Raw genomic sequence first — 15,998 nt, 5'->3', positions numbered from 1 at the left:
CGCGAGGAGCAGGAGCGCGGCCACCACGACCCCGCCCAGCAGGGAGCCGGCCAGTACGTCGTGCGGGTAGTGGACCCCTGTCAGGACACGCAGCAGCGCCGCCGCCACGGCCAACGGCACGGTCACGGCAGCCAGACGAGGCCGCCGGAGTGCGAGCCCCGTCGCCAGTGCGGCGGCCAGCGTGGCGTGGTTGCTGGGGAACGACCAGTCGCCGGCCTCCGGGCAGGCGGCCACCGCCTCGGCCCCGGGCACGGCCCGGCAGGGGCGTTCCTCGTCGACCACCAGTTTCAGCGCCTCGCTGACGGCGTACGCCACGACGGTCCCGGCGCCGGTCAGGACGGTTCCGGCAGCCAGGCGTGCGTCCCCGTGGCGGACGGCCGTCCAGCCGAGCAGGAGCAGCACCGAACCCAGGGCGACCAGGGTGAGCTCGGTGACCGGCTCCAGGAGATGAGCGAGCCGGTCGGGCGCGTCCGCGACCGCCGCCGTCAACGACCGGTACACGGACACGGAGACACCCCGGGTCACCTCGGTCGGCTCGGCCCGGCCGAGACCGCCCGGTGAGAGGAGCGCGACGGCGCCGCCGGCCGACGCCAGAAGGGCCGCCGCGCCGAGCAGGCGGGCAGCCGGGGAATGTGGGTTCGTCATGGCGCCGAACGTACGAGCGGCAGGGGGCCGGGCACCCGGGCCGAACGGCAGGGGCCGTATGCGACGTTCGTCAGGGGTGGGCGCTCGTGCTCAGGGCCGGCCGGGAGCGTCCGTACGGCCGAACTCCCAGGTCAGCATGGCGAACACCCCGTCGTCGGCCGCACCCGCCGAGCCGTAGGTGGCGAGTGCCGCCTCGTTGTCGCGCTCCACCCCGACCCACATGTCGTAACAACCCCGCCCCCGGGCCTCCGCCGCCAGGGCCTCCGTCAGCGCCCGGCCGATGCCGCGGCGGCGGTACGCCTCGTCGACGGAGAGTTCGTACAGACACATCTCCGTGCCCTTGTCCGGATGCAGCATCTCGATGCCCGACACGAATCCGGCCGGAGCACCGTCCACGTACGCGATCAGCATCAGATGGCCCTCCGCCGCCAGGAAGTGGGCAGCCCACTCCGGGCGCGGCTCGGCGTCGTAGAGATGCGCGGCGGCGAGGAGCTCGGCGGTGGTGGTGGCGGGGCGGATGTTCACTTATGGGCCTTTCGCGCGTGGGGTGTACCGCATGCGGAGTACGGGCGGGGTGTGCCGTACCTCTCAGGGAGGCCGGGGAGCTCCCCCTGGGGGCATCCTGGTGCACCGCACGCTCCGTTTAGGGTCGAGTCATGGAGAAACCGACTTCCCGGTGGCGGCACCGGCTGCCCCGTACCCCAGGCCGGTGGGCCGCGGTGGTCGCCGCCCTCGCCGTGCTCGTGGGGGCCGGTACCTGGACCGCCGTCGCCGACGACAGCCCCCCGACCGTGCACCGGCAGGACCGGATGATGAAGATGAACGGGGTGTCGGTCGACACGTCGTACTTCACGTCCGGGGGCACGCGGCCCCGGCCCGCCGTCCTCATCGGGCACGGCTTCGGCGGCAGCAAGAACGACGTGCGCGCCCAGGCCGAGAAGCTGGCCGCCGACGGGTACGCCGTCATGACGTGGTCCGCCCGCGGATTCGGGAGGACGAGCGGGGAGATCACGCTCAACGCCCCCGACGGCGAGGTCAAGGACGTGTCCGGCCTCATCGACTGGCTGGCCGGCCGGCCCGAGGTGCAGCTCGACGCGAAGGGGGACCCGCGCGTCGGTGTCACCGGCGCTTCGTACGGTGGCGCCGTGTCGCTGCTGGCCGCCGGTTACGACGACCGGGTCGACGCCATCGCACCGGTGATCAGCTACTGGAACCTCGCCGACGCGCTCTTCCCGGACGGGGTCTTCAAGAAACTCTGGGCCGGGATCTTCGTCAGCTCCGGCGGCGGCTGCCAGAGGTTCCAGAAGCAGCTGTGCGAGATGTACGAGCGGGTCGCCGTCAGCGGCAAACCGGACGCCGCCGCGCGCGAACTCCTGACGGAACGTTCCCCCGAGGCCGTGGCCGACCGGATCGACGTGCCCTCGCTCATCCTCCAGGGTCAGAGCGACTCCCTGTTCCCGCTGGGCCATGCCGACGCCATGGCCAAAGCCATCAAGGCCAACGGCGCACCCGTCTCCGTCGACTGGATCGCGGGCGGACACGACGGAGGGGACGACGAGGGCGACCGCGTCCAGGGCCGGGTCGGCGACTGGTTCGACCGGTACCTGAAGAAGGACGAGGGCGCCGACACCGGCCCCGGGTTCCGCGTGACCCGGACCGGCGGCGTCGACTCCACCGACGGTGCCGCCCTGAAGCGCGGCGCGAGCAGCGACACGTACCCCGGCCTGAACAGCGGCGGGCGGAAGATCACCCTCACCGGCGCCGGGCAGCGGCCCGCGACGGGCGGGGGAGCGGCCGGTGGGCAGAACGCCCCCGGCGGCGGCCTCACGCAGACCTTCCGCAACCCCGCAGGTGGCAACCCGCCCTCCATCTCCGCCGTCCCCGGCGTCGGAGGCGGGCTCTCCCAGCTGTCCTCGCTCGGCGTCGGGTTCTCCCTCGACTTCCCCGGGCAGTACGCCCGCTTCGACTCCGCCCCGCTGGACAGCGCCGTACACGTCACCGGGTCGCCGGCCGTCCGTGTGAACGTGAAGGCGGACCAGGGCGACGCCGTGCTGTTCGGCAAGGTCTACGACGTCTCGCCGGACGGGAAACAGCAGGTCCTGCCCTCCCAGCTCGTCTCCCCCTACCGGATCACCCCCGAGGAGCAGGGCAAGCCGGTCGAGCTGACCCTGCCCGCCGTCGACCACGAGGTCGAGGCCGGGCACAGCCTCCGCCTCGTCCTCTCCGCGACGGACCTCGCCTACGCCTCTCCCGCCGAGCCCGCGACGTACACCGTCTCCCTCGACGGCCCCCTGACCGTCCCCACGGCACCCGCCGTGAAGACCGCCGCGGCCGCGCTGCCCTGGTGGACCTGGGGGCTCCCGGCGGCCGGGCTCGTCATCGCCGCCGCCGTCCTGCTCACCGCACGCCGGCGTACCGCGGCCCCCGCCCCCGACCCGGCGCTGACCGGTGTTCCGCTGCAGATCACGGACCTGTCCAAGAGGTACGCGAAGTCCTCGGACCGCTACGCCGTGCGCGACCTCGGCTTCCGCGTCGAGAAGGGGCAGGTCCTCGGCCTGCTCGGACCGAACGGCGCCGGCAAGACCACCACCCTGCGCATGCTGATGGGGCTCATCACCCCCGACTCCGGTGAGATCCGCGTCTTCGGGCACGCGATCCGCCCCGGGGCACCCGTGCTGTCCCGCGTCGGCTCCTTCGTCGAAGGCGCCGGCTTCCTCCCGCACCTGTCCGGCCGCTCCAACCTGGAGCTGTACTGGCAGGCCACCGGGCGGCCCGCCGAGGACGCCCACATCGACGAGGCCCTGGAGATCGCCGGGCTCGGCGACGCCCTGGCCCGCGCCGTGCGGACGTACTCCCAGGGCATGCGGCAGCGGCTCGCCATCGCCCAGGCCATGCTCGGCATGCCGGACCTCCTCATCCTCGACGAACCGACCAACGGTCTCGACCCGCCCCAGATCCGCGAGATGCGGGACGTGATGATCCGGTACGCGGCCGGGGGCCGGACCGTGATCGTCTCCAGCCACCTCCTCTCCGAGGTCGAACAGTCCTGCACCCACCTGGTGGTCATGGACCGGGGTCAGCTCGTCCAGGCCGGTCCGGTCGCCGAGATCACCGGCTCCGGCGACATGCTGCTCGTCACCACGGGGGCCGAGGTCGCCGAACCGCTCGTGGACAAGGTGGCCGCCCTGCCGGGCATCGGCTCCGCCGTCCGCGTCGACGACGGCCACGGCCTGCTGGTCCGCCTCGACGGCGCCACGGCCGCACAGCTGGTCGCCGAACTGGTCCGTCTCGACGTGCCGGTGACGGGTGTCGGGCCGCACCGCCGCCTGGAGGACGCGTTCCTCACCCTCATCTCCCAAGGATCCGCATGAGCTCCGCAACTGAGATCCAGGCACTCGCCGAAGCCCCCGGCTACCACGCCCGCCGCACCCTGCCGCTGCGCGTGGAGGCGATGAGGCAGCTGCGCAGGCGGCGCACCCTGCTCATGTTCGGGGTGCTGGCGGCACTGCCGTTCGTCCTGATCATCGCCTTCGCGGTCGGCGGCACTCCCGGCGGCGGCGAGGGCGGCGGCGGAGGTGGCGGTTCGCGGATCAACCTCATGGACGTGGCGACGGAGTCCGCCGCGAACTTCGCGGCGACCTGCCTCTTCGTCTCCGCCGGCTTCCTGCTCGTGGTGCCGGTCGCACTGTTCTGCGGGGACACGGTCGCCTCCGAGGCCAGCTGGTCCTCGCTGCGCTACCTGCTCGCGGCCCCCGTCCCCCGGGCCAGGCTGCTGTGGAGCAAGCTCGTCGTGGCGCTCGGCTTCAGCCTCGCCGCGATGGTGCTGCTGCCGCTCGTCGCCCTCGGCGCGGGAGCAGCGGCCTACGGCTGGGGGCCGCTGAAGCTGCCCACCGGGGGCGCGCTCGCCACATCGGACACCGTGCCGCGCCTCGCGCTCGTCGTCGCCTTCATCTTCGTATCCCAGCTCGTCACCGCAGGGTTGGCGTTCTGGCTGTCGACGAGGACGGACGCGCCGCTCGGCGCGGTGGGCGGCGCGGTCGGGCTGACCATCGTCGGTAATGTCCTCGACGCGGTCACCGCGCTCGGTACCTGGCGCGAGTTCCTGCCCGCCCACTGGCAGTTCGCCTGGGCCGACGCGCTCCAGCCCGATCTCGCGTGGGGCGGGATGGTGAAGGGCGCGGCCGTATCGGTGACCTATGCCCTGATCCTGTTCGCCTTCGCCTTCCGCGGGTTCAGCCGTAAGGACATCGTGTCCTGACCTTGATGTTCCGCCACGTCGGCGCCCGCCGTTGCGCCATCGAGACGGTTCCGCAACGCTTCTGACGACTCCGCCGGGCCGCCTCGCACGTCACATTGACGAATGTCTACGACGTGGGGGGTACGGATGGACCGCAGGGCAAGGACGTACAGGGGAGCACTCGCACTGCTTCTGGCGGGCGGGATCCTGGCGACCGGTTGCAGCGGATCGGGCACGGGCAACGAGTCCGCCACCGCCGACCGCGGCGTCGCCGGCAGCGGCGGACCGGCCGGGGGCGAACAGCCCCCCGCCGCTCCGTCCGCCGTGCCGGGGCAGGATGAGGACGGGGCGGGTCAGGCGGAGGACGGCGCGCGGGAGAGCGTGGCGCCCGACTACCTGTCGACCTTCGCCCTCGACGTGGACACCGCCAGCTACGGATACGCGCGCCGCACCCTGGGCGACGGACAGCTCCCGGCGGCCGGCACGGTGCGCCCGGAGGAGTTCGTCAACAGCTTCCGCCAGGGGTACGAGAGGCCGGACGGCAACGGCTTCTCGGTGAACGTCGACGGTGCCAGGACCGACGCCGCCGACTGGTCGCTCGTACGGGTCGGGCTGGCCACCAAGACCGCCTCGGACACCGGTGAACGCCCGCCCGCCGCGCTGACCTTCGTCGTCGACATCTCCGGATCGATGTCCGAACCGGGCCGCCTCGACCTCGCGAAGACCTCACTGGGCATCCTCGCCGACGAACTGCGTGACGACGACTCCGTCTCCCTGGTCACCTTCAGCGACGAGGCCGAGACCAGGCTGCCGATGACCCGCCTCCAGGGCAACCGCACCAAGCTCCGCGACGCCGTCGCCGGGATGGAACCCGCCGATTCCACGAACGTGGCGGCCGGCGTGCGGCGCGGCTACGAGGAGGCGGTCGACGGCCACCGCAAGGGCGCCAACAACCGGGTCGTCCTGCTCTCCGACGCACTCGCCAACACCGGTGAGACCGACGCCGACGCGATCCTGGAACGCATCGGGGACGCACGCAAGGAGTACGGCATCACCCTCTTCGGCGTCGGTGTCGGCAGCGACTACGGCGACGAGCTGATGGAACGCCTCACCAACAAGGGCGACGGCAACACCACCTACATCGCCGACGAGACGCAGGCCAGGAAGGTCTTCGTCGACCAGCTGCCCGCCCACGTCGAACTCCGGGCCCGCGACGCCAAGGCCCAGGTGGCGTTCGACCGTAAGACGGTCGAGCAGTTCGAGCTCATCGGCTACGAGAACCGCAAGGTCGCCGACGAGGACTTCCGGAACGACAGCGTCGACGGCGGCGAGGTGGGCCCCGGCCACACGGTGACCGCGCTCTACGCCGTGCGGCTCCGTGAGGGCGCCTCCGGCCATGTGGCGACGGCGACGGTGCGCTGGCTGGACCCGAAGACACGCGAGGCACACGAGGAGACCGGGACGGTCGTGACCGGCGCGATCGACGGAAGGCTCTGGGACGACGCCGACGCACGGCTCCAGGTGACCGCGGTGGCCGCCTACTTCGCGGACACCCTGCGCGGCGGTGACCTCCGGGGGACGCCCACGCTCGGCGAACTCGCCGGCCGCGCGCGGAAGCTGGCGTCCTCCACCGAGGACAGCTCGGTGGAGAAGCTCGCCACGGCGATCGAGCAGGCGGACCGGATCAGGAACGGTGGCGGCGACGAGCCGCCGGGCGACGAGGGCGAAGGCGAACTCGGCTGACCTGGCCGACCGTTGGCCCGGTCGGCCGAGCTCGGCTTCGAGCTCCCCGACGAGGTGGAGTACCCGGAAGTGCGAGGTGCTCTCGCCGCGTCCTGACGCACGTCCGCCCCGGCTGTCAGGTACAGCCGGGGCGGACGCCGGTCAGGCGAGGTGGAACACCTCGGTCAGCGGGACCATGGCCTCGTCGGCGGCCTCCGACTGCTCGAAGAACTCGCCCATCTCCCGCTGCCACCGGGCGTTGACCTCCGTCGCGGCCATCGCTTCCCGGGCCGCGTCGAAGTCCTCCGTCTCCAGGTAGCCGACCAGCAGGCCGTCCTCGCGCAGGAAGAGCGAGTAGTTGTGCCAGCCCGCCTCCGACAGTGCGGCGAGCATGTCCGGCCACACCGCGGCATGGCGCTCGCGGTACTCGTCCTTGCGGTCCTCACGGACCTTCAGCAGAAAACAGACGCGCTGCATGGAACCGGCCCCTCCGGTCAGAAGTCGAACGTGTCGATGTTCTTGGAGTCGAAGACGGTCGGCTCACCGAGGATGACCTCGCCGTCCTTGCCGATGGTGTACTCGCCGAGCTTGCCCGCCTTGAACTTCTCGCCCTCCGCACCGGTGATCTGCCCCGACGCCAGCGCCGCCGCCGCGTACGAGCCGAGGTAGCCGAGCTCCTCCGGGTTCCAGAGCGAGAACTGCTCGACGGTGCCGTCCTTGACGTACTTGCGCATCTGGTTCGGCGTGCCGAGCCCGTTGAGCACGACCTTGCCCTTGTACGAGGAGTCGCTCAGGTAGCGCGCCGCGGCGGCGATGCCGACCGTCGTGGGGGAGATGATGCCCTTGAGGTCCGGGTAGGCCTGCATGAGGCCCTGCGTCTGTTGGAAGGACTTCTGGTCCGCGTCGTCACCGTAGGCGACCTTGACCAGCTCCATGTTCTTGTACTTGGGGAGCTTCAGCTCCTCCTTCATGTACTCGATCCAGGTGTTCTGGTTCGTCGCGTTCTGGGTCGCCGACAGGATCGCGACCTTGCCCTTGTAGCCGATCTGCTCGCCGAGGTGCTGGACCAGGCTGCGGCCGATCGCCTCCGAGCTGGCCTGGTTGATGAAGAGCTGGCGGCAGTCCTTCGCCGTGTCCGAGTCGTAGGCGACGACCTTGATGTCCTTCTTCATGGCCTGCTTGAGCGGGCCGCAGACCGCGTTCGGGTCGTTCGCCGCGATGAGGATCGCGTCCTGGCGCTGCTGGATCAGGGTGTTGATGTAGGAGACCTGCGAGGAGGCGTTCGCGTCGGACGGACCGACCTCCTTGCCCGTGCCGCCGTACTCCTTCGCCGCCGCGATACCCGCCTCGTCGACGATCTTCTCGTACGGGTTGTTGATCTGCTTGGGCAGGAAGCCGAGCTTCAGCCCCTTCTTCAGCGGGGCGTCCGGGTCGGCCTTCGCGGAGCTGCCCGCCTTCGCGCTCCCACTCTCCTTGCTGTCCTTCGTGGTGCCGGAACAGGCGGTGAGGGCGAGGGCCAGGGAGACGGCGGTGGCTGCGGTCGCGACGGCGCGGCGCCCAGCGGCATTGCGGAGCATCATGGCGGCGTGTGCCTTTCGGAGAGGTACGGGGAGGGGCGTTATGACGACTGGGGTGCGGGGGCGTTCGCGGCCCGCCGGTGCCGGCGTTCGACGACCGTCGCGATGATCCGTGGGGTCAGCACGGAGGCCACGAGCAGCAGTCCGGTCACGATGACCTGCACCTCGTTGGCGATGTCGTTGAGCGTGAGCAGGTTTTTCAGCAGGCCGATCAGCAGGACACCGGCGACCGCGCCGAAGAGCGTGCCCTTTCCGCCGTCGAAGTCGATTCCGCCGAGCAGGACGGACGCGATCACGAGCATCTCGAAGCCGAGTCCGTTGTCCGCGCGGGCACTTCCGTAGCGCAGGGTGAAGACGACGCCCGCGAAGGCGGAGAACAGGCCGGTCACGACGAAGAGCAGCAGCTTGATCCGCTTGACCCGGATGCCGGCGAAGTACGCGGCCTCCTCCTGGGCGCCGATCGCGAAGAGCGAGCGGCCGAGCCCGGTGGCGTGCAGCACCACCGCGGTGACCGCGGCCAGGACGATGAAGAGCAGCACCGGATAGGTGAGGAAGGTGCCGGGGACGGTCGTGGTGTCGACGGCCCAGTCCGCGTAGACCTGCGGGAAGTCCGTCACGGCGTCGCTGCCGAGCGCCACCGAGGCCAGGCCCCGGTAGAGCGCCAGGGTGCCGATGGTGACGGCCAGGGAGGGCAGACCCACCTTGGTGACCAGCCAGCCGTTGAGGAGGCCTCCGGCGACGCCGACCAGCAGCACCACCGGCACGATCATCTCGAAGGCCCAGCCCGCTTCCCACAGCGCGCCGGTCAGCGCGCTGCCCAGGCCGAGCATGGAGGCCACGGACAGGTCGACCTGTCCGGCGACGACCAGGAGGGTCATCGGCAGGGCGATGATGGCGACTTCGGCGATGTCGTTGAAGGCGAACGCGAGGTTCTCGGTCGATCCGAAGCCCTCGGTGGAGCCGAGCCCGACGACGAGGACCGCCACCAGCAGGACACCGACCGCGGTGTCCCAGCGCAGCGCCAGGCTGCGCACGAGAGAGGGTTTCGTACCGGCCCGCGGCGTGGGAGCCGTCTTTGTGTCAGGCGCCGTGGTCATGACGGGCGTTCCTCTTCCTCAGTGCGGCGGTCATCCGCAGGTTCACGATCCGGTCGACGCTGATGGCCAGCAGGAGGAGCGCACCGGTGATGGCGCCCTGCCAGAACGAGTCCACCTTCAGCACGACCAGGACGCTGCCGATGGTGGTGAGCAGCAGGGCGCCGAGGGCGGCGCCCCAGACGGTGCCGGTGCCGCCGGTGATCGCGACACCGCCGACGACGACGGCGCTGACGACGGTCAGCTCCCAGCCGTGCGCGTTGTCCGCGACGACGGTGCCGAAGCGGGCCAGCCACAGGGCGCCCGCGAAGCCGGCGACGGCCCCGGAGAAGGCGTACGCGGCGAGCACCCGGCGGCGGATCGGGATGCCGGCGAGACGGGCGGCCTCGGGGCTCGACCCGATCGCGTACAGCTCGCGCCCGGAGCGGTAGCTGCGCAGGAAGTACGCCGTCGCGGCGAGCAGGACGACCGCGATCAGCGGGAGGTACGGGACGCCCAGCACGCTGCCGCTGCCGAGGCCCAGGACGGCGTCCGGCACGTCGGAGGCGCTGATCTGCTCGCCCTGCGCCCACCAGTAGTCGACGCCCTGGATGATGTAGAGCATGCCCAGGGTCACGACGAGCGCCGGGACCCTGCCGAAGCTGACGAGGGCGCCGGAGACCAGGCCGCAGACGACGCCGATGGCGACGCCGAGCAGCATCACGGTCAGCACACCGTGGTCGCTTCCCGCGACGAACTTGCCGCAGGCGAAGGCGGACAGGCCGACGACGGAGCCGACGGACAGATCGATGTTGCGGGTGATCACGACGGCGGACTGACCGACCGCGAGCAGCACCAGGATCGACGCGTTGAGCAGCAGGTCCTTGATGCCCTGGTCGGACAGGAAGCGCGGGTTGGCCAGGTAGGTGCCGAGGATCAGCAGGGCCAGCGCCCCGGCGATGGAGATCTCGCGCGCCCGGAAGACCGCGTCCACGAGCGAGGAAGCACTCCGCTCCGGCGCCTTCGCGGTGTCCGGGGGGCTCTCGATGGTGGTGGTCATGCCGCTGCCCTCTCGTTACGTCCGGTGGCCGCGGCCATGACCGACTCCTCGGTCGCGTTCCCGCGCGGGATCTCGGCGACGAGCCGGCCCTCGTGCATCACGAGCACCCGGTCCGCCATGCCGATGACCTCGGGAAGGTCGGAGGAGATCATCAGTACGGCGAGGCCGTCGGCCGCGAGCGCGGAGAGCAGCCGGTGGACCTCCGCCTTGGTGCCGACGTCGATCCCGCGGGTCGGCTCGTCGACGATCAGCACGGCAGGGCCGGTCGCCAGCCACTTGGCCAGCACGACCTTCTGCTGGTTGCCGCCGGAGAGCACGCCCACGGTGTCGGCCAGCCGGTTGTACTTGAGCTGGAGGCGCACCGCCCAGTCGGCGGCCCGGTCGTGCTCCAGGGCCCGGCTGACGAGACCGCGCTTGCGGACCTCGTCCAGGCCGGTGAGGCCGATGTTGCGCTCGATCGACATATCCATGACCAGCCCGCGCTGGCGCCGGTCCTCGGGTACGAGCGCGAGCCCGGCGTCCATCGCGGCGGTCGGCGAACCGGGGCGCAGCACCGTGCCGGCCACCTTCACCTCGCCGGCATCGGCGCGGTCGACACCGAAGACCGCCTGGGCGACCTCCGTGCGCCCGGCGCCGACGAGTCCGGCGAGCGCGACGATCTCGCCGCGGCGGACGTCGAAGGACACATCGCGGAAGACGCCCTCGCGGGTCAGCCGGTGCACCGACAGGGCGACTTCGCCGACCTCGGCGTCCTGCTTGGGGTAGAGGTCGTCGAGGTCACGGCCGACCATCCTGCGCACCAGGTCGTCCTCGTCGAGACCCTCCAGCGGCTCGGAGGAGATCCACCGGCCGTCGCGCAGGGTCGTGACGCGCTGGCACAGCTCGAAGATCTCGTCCAGACGATGCGAGATGAACAGCACCGCCGCACCCTCGGAGCGCAGCGTACGGACGACGGAGAAGAGCCTGGCGGTCTCGCTGCCGGTCAGGGCGGCCGTCGGTTCGTCCATGATCAGGACGCGGGCGTCGAAGGAGAGCGCCTTGGCGATCTCGACGATCTGCTGGTCGGCGATCGACAGTCCGCGCGCCGGCCGGTCCGGTGCCAGGTCGACGCCGAGCCTCCGCATCAGCCCGGCGGTCGTCTCGTGCACGGCCCTGCGGTCGATCCGGCCCAGGGAGCGCCGGGGCTGACGGCCCATGAAGATGTTCTCGGCGATGGACAGGTCGGGGAAGAGCGTCGGCTCCTGGTAGATGACGGCGATGCCCGCGTCACGGGCGTCCGCCGGGCCGTGGAAGACGACGGGCTTCCCGTCGAGCAGCACCTCGCCGCTGTCCGGGCGGTGCACTCCGGCAAGGGCCTTGATCAGGGTCGACTTGCCTGCGCCGTTCTCACCCGCGAGTGCGTGGGCCTCGCCGGGGAACAACTGCAGGGACACGTCCTGCAGGGCCCGTACGGCGCCGAAGGACTTGCTCACGCCCTTCAGGGCCAGGACCGGGGCCAGGTCGGGGGCGGACTGGTTCATGGGAGCTCCTCAGCGGAGGGACTGTTCCGCTCCACCCGCCGTGAAAGGTTTCAATGAGGTTGCTCGGAAGCTAAACGGGGATTGCGGGCGCCGTCAATGGGTTGATGGCGGAAAGTTCCAGGAAGAGGGGCGATGTGCGACCTGAATGGGGGGAATGGGTGGGCGCCCTTGACAGTCTTCAGGGCGGACCACTATCTTCCGGACGCTTGAATCGATTCACATAACGGTCGTGCATCGCTCCACTTACAGGTGTGCTGCGGGATGGCCCGGCCCCAGGAGGACGACGAGCCCCGCCCTGCCGGGCACCGGTACCGGCACCTGGCGCCAGCCCGCGCGCCGGTAGAAGCGCAGCGTCGCCCCGGCGTGTACGGACGTGAGCAGCCAGCACCGCCCGTCCGGGGCGGCCTCGGTCACCGCCGCCAACAGGGCCGCGCCCAGCCCGGTGCCGCGCGCCTCCGGGGCGACGGCCAGCTCGTCGACCTCCAGGGCGCCGCACAGCCAGTCACCGACGCGGTCGGGCCCGAGGGCCTCGGCGACGTGCCCGTAGCTGCGGCCGGAGGGGAACGTACCGGGCGTGGTCCAGGCCGTGGCGAAGCCACGCACGGCGCCTCCGTCGGTGGCCAGCGCGGCGGTGAAGCCGGGGCGCACGGCGTCGTCGGCGAGCCGCTCGACGTACAGCGCGCCCGCGGAGGGGTCCTCGTTCCACGGCGGCGCCGAGAAGACATCGGCGTACACCCGCCGGATCCCGTCGGCGTACGCGGGAAGGCTCCCGCCCTCGATCAGCCGGATCCGCATGACCGCACCCCCGCCCCTGGACAGCTCCGGAAAGCCAAGGATAGGACGCCCCCCGGTGGTTCCGGAGGGCGTCCCCGCCCCAGGTGGTCAGGTACCGGTGGCCGCACCCGTGTACGTCGACGTGAACGTCCAGGCGCCCGAGCCCACTTCGTACACCGCCTCGCCGTTCCCCGTGCGCAGCAGCCGTGCTCCGGCCGTGGCGCCGGGACGTCCGGAGCTGACCGGTACATGGACCTCCGCCGTCGAACCCGCCGGCACGGTCACCCGCAGCCGGTAGTGCTCGCCGTCCCGCTGCCAGGACGTAGCCGCCCTGCCGTACGGCGTCGTGTAGGACCCCGACGCGGAGGTGAGGTCGCCCACGACCGCCGGATCCACCAGCAGCCTGCGGTAGCCCACCGAGCCCTCGGCCTGCTGGATGCCCGCCACCCGGCCGGTGAACCAGGAGTCGATCGCGCCCAGCATGAAGTGGTTCTGCGACTGCCCCGGGCCGCCGTCCCAGCTCTCGCCGAGCGTGGTGTTGCCCGCGAGCACCTGGTATCCGTAACTCGGGCTCGTCGTCTGCGTCGCGATCCCGTGCACCACGTCGTCACGTCCGGACTCCGACAGCACCCGGAAGGCCGCGGGGAGCGAGATCTCACCGAGGATCAGATGATGGTCCGCCCCCTCGATGCTGCCGACGAGATGACCGAGCAGCCGCTCCCGCTCGCCCGCCGGGTAGGCGCCCATGTCCAGGGCGAGGGCCTCGGCCCCGTGTCCGCCGCCGCCGAAGGTGCCGGACCCGGCGTCGTAGTACGCCTCGGAGAGCGCCTTCGCGCTCGCGTCCGCCTTCGTCCGGTACCGCGCCGCGGCCTCCTCGTCGCCCAGGACGCCGGAGATCTTGCTGAGCGCGTCGACGACCCGCCAGTAGCCGTACGTACCGGCCACCGCGCGCGGGAACGTACGGTCCGGGGTGAACCAGTCGCCCAGGCCGTAGTCGAGGATGCCGTCCTCGACCTGCCCTTCCAGGAACGCGGCGTAGGCCTTCATCTGCGGGTAGTACTCGGACAGCGTGTCCTTGTCGCCGTACGTCGTGTACATCTGCCACGGGACGAGGACGACCGCGCCGCCCCAGTTGGAGTCGTTGCGGTAGCTGCCGGGGAGGCTGGTGTACTCCGGGACCGTGCTCGGGACCAGGCCGTCCTCGGTCTGCGCGTCGCTCATGTCGCGCATGATCTTGCGCAGGTAGGCCTGCATGTCGTAGTTCCCGGCCAGGGCCGGGAAGACGAGCTGGTTCTGCTCCAGCCAGCCGAGCTTCTCGCGGCTCGGGCAGTCGGTGAGGACGCTCATCATGTTGCCCTCGATCGACCGCCGGATGATCGAGTGGATGCCGTTGATCAGCTCGTCGGAACTGGTGAAGTCCCCGGCCGAGACGTTGTCCGCGCGGAGGACCTTCCCGCGCACCGAGACCGTCGCGCCCTCGGGCAGGCCCCTCAACTCCAGGTAGCGGAAGCCGTGGTAGCTGAAGGACGGGTGCCAGGTCTCCGACCTGGTGCCGCCCGTCGTGTAGCTGTCCCACAGGGGGCCGCCCACATTGCTGATCGACTGGAAGGCGTGGCCGTCCTTCAGCGACTCGGCGGGATAGATCCGCACCGCGGTGCCCTTGGGCGCCCGTACCGTGATCTCGGGCCAGCCCGCGATGTTCCGGCCCAGGTCGAAGACCCGGCTGCCTGCCGCGCCCTCGACCTCCCTCCCCTTCAGGGTCTCGACCACCCGGACCGGCTCGGTCTCCCGCGCGCTGAGGACGGCGGGCCGCTCCGGGGTGCCGGGAGCGGTCACCTCGGCGGCGTGCTGCCAGCCCGCGCGCGACCCGCGCGGGTCGTCCCGGTGCGGGATCTCGCGGCGCGCGTCGTAGTCCTCGCCGCCGTACCAGTTGGACGACGTCGTCGCGCCGAGCGCGGTGCGCCAGTCGTCGCCGCTGCGGACCGTGCGCACCGAACCGTCGGCCAGGGTGATCTCCAGCCGGGCGATCAGCTTGGGGTCGCTGATGTTGCCGTACAGCTTGCGGTAGCGGTCGGCTGTGGAGACCACGTTCGCCATGCCGTTCCCGAGCGCCACCGCGAGCGTGTTGGCCCCCTTGCCGAGCTGCTTCGTCACGTCGTACGTGGCGTACTGCACCCGGTCCCGGTAGTCGGTGTTGGCCGGTTCGAGCACCGCGTCACCGACCGGTTCGCCGTTGAGCGTCGTCTCGTGGACGCCGAGGCCGGACACGTACAGCCTGGCGCTGCGCACCTTCTGCTCCAGCGCGAAGTCCTTCGCGAACACCGGCAGTCCGGCCGGCAGGTAGGGCTTCGGCGGACGCTGCCCGGTCACCCCGGCGATCCGGGTGAAGCCCGAGTCCGGGGCGTCCGACGCGGAGACCGTGTAGTCGACCGGGAAGTCCGGCACTCCGCCGTCCTCGGTCAGCACGTCCGCGCGCGGGTAGAGGGCCACCTCGTCGAACGTCTTCGCGGACTTCATGTCCAGGGTGATCACGACAGGCTGCCCGGAGACGTCGGGTCCGGTGTGCGCGGCGCTCGCGTACCCGGCGGCCGTCTGCAGGGCGCTGTTGGGCAGCCCGTCCACGGCGAGGGCGGGCTCCCAGGTCTTGCGGAGGGTGTTCGTCTCGGAGGCGGTGACCGTCGAGCCCTTCGCCAGCCCGGAGGTGCCCGTCGTCGAGTCCCGTACGTCGATCTCACCGAGCTGCACCCGCCACGCCTCCTCGGGGAAGGCCTCGGCGAGCGGCAGCCCGAGCTTCGTCACGTCCAGGCGGACGTAACGCGCGGTGGTGCGCTCCACCTTCACGACCACCGGGGTGACCGTGCGCCCGCTCAGCTCCCAGTCGGGATGGGTGATCCAGCCGGCGCCCTTCCAGTCCTCCTGCCGTGTCAGCCCCGTCTCGAAGACGGCCGCCTCACTCCAGCCCGGGTCACGCCCGGAGCCGCCGGACCAGAGCATCACCCGCCAGTGGACACGGGTGCGCGAACCGAGCTGTTCTCCGGCGTACGTCGCCTCCGGCACGGCGGACTCCACCTTGCCGGAGTCCCACAGGTCGGCCCGGCCCCGCCGCAGCGTCTCCAGCGAGGTGGCCGCCTGGATCCGGTAGGCGGTCTGGACGGTGGACCGGGCGCGGGCCGTGGTCCGCCAGCTCAGCGACGGCGTCGTGTCGTCGATCCCGAGCGCCTGGGAGAGGTGCTGGGTGCGCAGCCCGGTCGCCGAGAGGGCGGCCGGGGCGACCGCGTCGGCGGTGACGGCCGTCGGCAGGACGGTCACCAGAGCGGTGAGCCCGCCGGCGGCGAGCAGCGCGGGGCGGCGCCGGGCGCGGGCGGCGGGAGGTCTGGATCTGGGCACGCG

General features: G+C 71.5%; 11 protein-coding genes and 1 pseudogene. 3 read left to right on the top strand and 9 right to left on the bottom strand.

All coding sequences use genetic code 11. The features are described 5' to 3' along the window. Window positions 1-60 precede the first annotated feature (60 nt). Window positions 61-645, bottom strand: a pseudogene (locus tag OG379_RS13820) (phosphatase PAP2 family protein); the annotation flags it as partial. Window positions 646-735: 90 nt separating this feature from the next. Continuing rightward, window positions 736-1,170 carry a GNAT family N-acetyltransferase gene (locus OG379_RS13815; protein ID WP_405662514.1) on the bottom strand — a complete coding sequence of 145 codons (435 nt, stop codon included), beginning with the start codon at window positions 1,168-1,170 and terminating at the stop codon, window positions 736-738. A 131-nt stretch (window positions 1,171-1,301) separates the two neighbouring features. Between OG379_RS13815 and OG379_RS13810 the strand changes: the two genes are divergently transcribed. The 3 genes from OG379_RS13810 (at window position 1,302) to OG379_RS13800 (ending at window position 6,625) form a co-directional block, all read left to right on the top strand. Beyond that, window positions 1,302-4,016 carry an alpha/beta fold hydrolase gene (locus tag OG379_RS13810; protein ID WP_405662512.1) on the top strand — a complete coding sequence of 905 codons (2,715 nt, stop codon included), beginning with the start codon at window positions 1,302-1,304 and terminating at the stop codon, window positions 4,014-4,016. Beyond that, window positions 4,013-4,903, top strand: coding sequence for an ABC transporter permease (locus tag OG379_RS13805; RefSeq protein ID WP_362926624.1), 891 nt, complete (start codon window positions 4,013-4,015; stop codon window positions 4,901-4,903). The genes OG379_RS13810 and OG379_RS13805 overlap by 4 nt, the downstream gene beginning before the upstream one ends. A 126-nt stretch (window positions 4,904-5,029) precedes the next feature. Then, complete coding sequence (locus tag OG379_RS13800) at window positions 5,030-6,625, top strand: von Willebrand factor type A domain-containing protein (RefSeq protein ID WP_405668496.1); 1,596 nt, start codon at window positions 5,030-5,032, stop codon at window positions 6,623-6,625. A gap of 141 nt (window positions 6,626-6,766) precedes the next feature. Here the strand turns inward: OG379_RS13800 and OG379_RS13795 are convergent, their stop codons facing one another. The 7 genes from OG379_RS13795 to OG379_RS13765 form a co-directional block, all read right to left on the bottom strand. Next, the gene (locus OG379_RS13795; RefSeq protein WP_393759251.1) at window positions 6,767-7,081 is read right to left on the bottom strand and encodes an L-rhamnose mutarotase; all 315 of its coding nucleotides are present in this window, start codon (window positions 7,079-7,081) and stop codon (window positions 6,767-6,769) included. A gap of 17 nt (window positions 7,082-7,098) precedes the next feature. Next, on the bottom strand, window positions 7,099-8,184 hold the full coding sequence (gene rhaS / locus OG379_RS13790; protein WP_405662509.1) for a rhamnose ABC transporter substrate-binding protein: 1,086 nt from the start codon (window positions 8,182-8,184) through the stop codon (window positions 7,099-7,101). A gap of 38 nt (window positions 8,185-8,222) precedes the next feature. Further along, window positions 8,223-9,278 (bottom strand): ABC transporter permease, encoded by a 1,056-nt coding sequence (locus tag OG379_RS13785; RefSeq protein ID WP_393759254.1) that lies wholly within the window; start codon window positions 9,276-9,278, stop codon window positions 8,223-8,225. Beyond that, window positions 9,262-10,314, bottom strand: coding sequence for an ABC transporter permease (locus tag OG379_RS13780; protein ID WP_405662506.1), 1,053 nt, complete (start codon window positions 10,312-10,314; stop codon window positions 9,262-9,264). The genes OG379_RS13785 and OG379_RS13780 overlap by 17 nt, the downstream gene beginning before the upstream one ends. Beyond that, the gene (locus tag OG379_RS13775) at window positions 10,311-11,834 is read right to left on the bottom strand and encodes a sugar ABC transporter ATP-binding protein (RefSeq protein ID WP_405662504.1); all 1,524 of its coding nucleotides are present in this window, start codon (window positions 11,832-11,834) and stop codon (window positions 10,311-10,313) included. The genes OG379_RS13780 and OG379_RS13775 overlap by 4 nt, the downstream gene beginning before the upstream one ends. A 243-nt stretch (window positions 11,835-12,077) precedes the next feature. Further along, a complete protein-coding gene (locus OG379_RS13770) occupies window positions 12,078-12,629 on the bottom strand; it encodes a GNAT family N-acetyltransferase (protein WP_405662502.1) in 552 nt (183 codons plus the stop codon). Window positions 12,630-12,716: 87 nt separating this feature from the next. After that, a complete protein-coding gene (locus OG379_RS13765; RefSeq protein ID WP_405662500.1) occupies window positions 12,717-15,995 on the bottom strand; it encodes a family 78 glycoside hydrolase catalytic domain in 3,279 nt (1,092 codons plus the stop codon). Between the last annotated feature and the right edge of the window lie 3 nt (window positions 15,996-15,998).

It is taken from the genome of Streptomyces sp. NBC_01166 (genome assembly GCF_045039765.1).
Lineage (GTDB): Bacteria > Actinomycetota > Actinomycetes > Streptomycetales > Streptomycetaceae > Streptomyces.
This window is presented reverse-complemented; position numbering and strand designations above follow the sequence as displayed.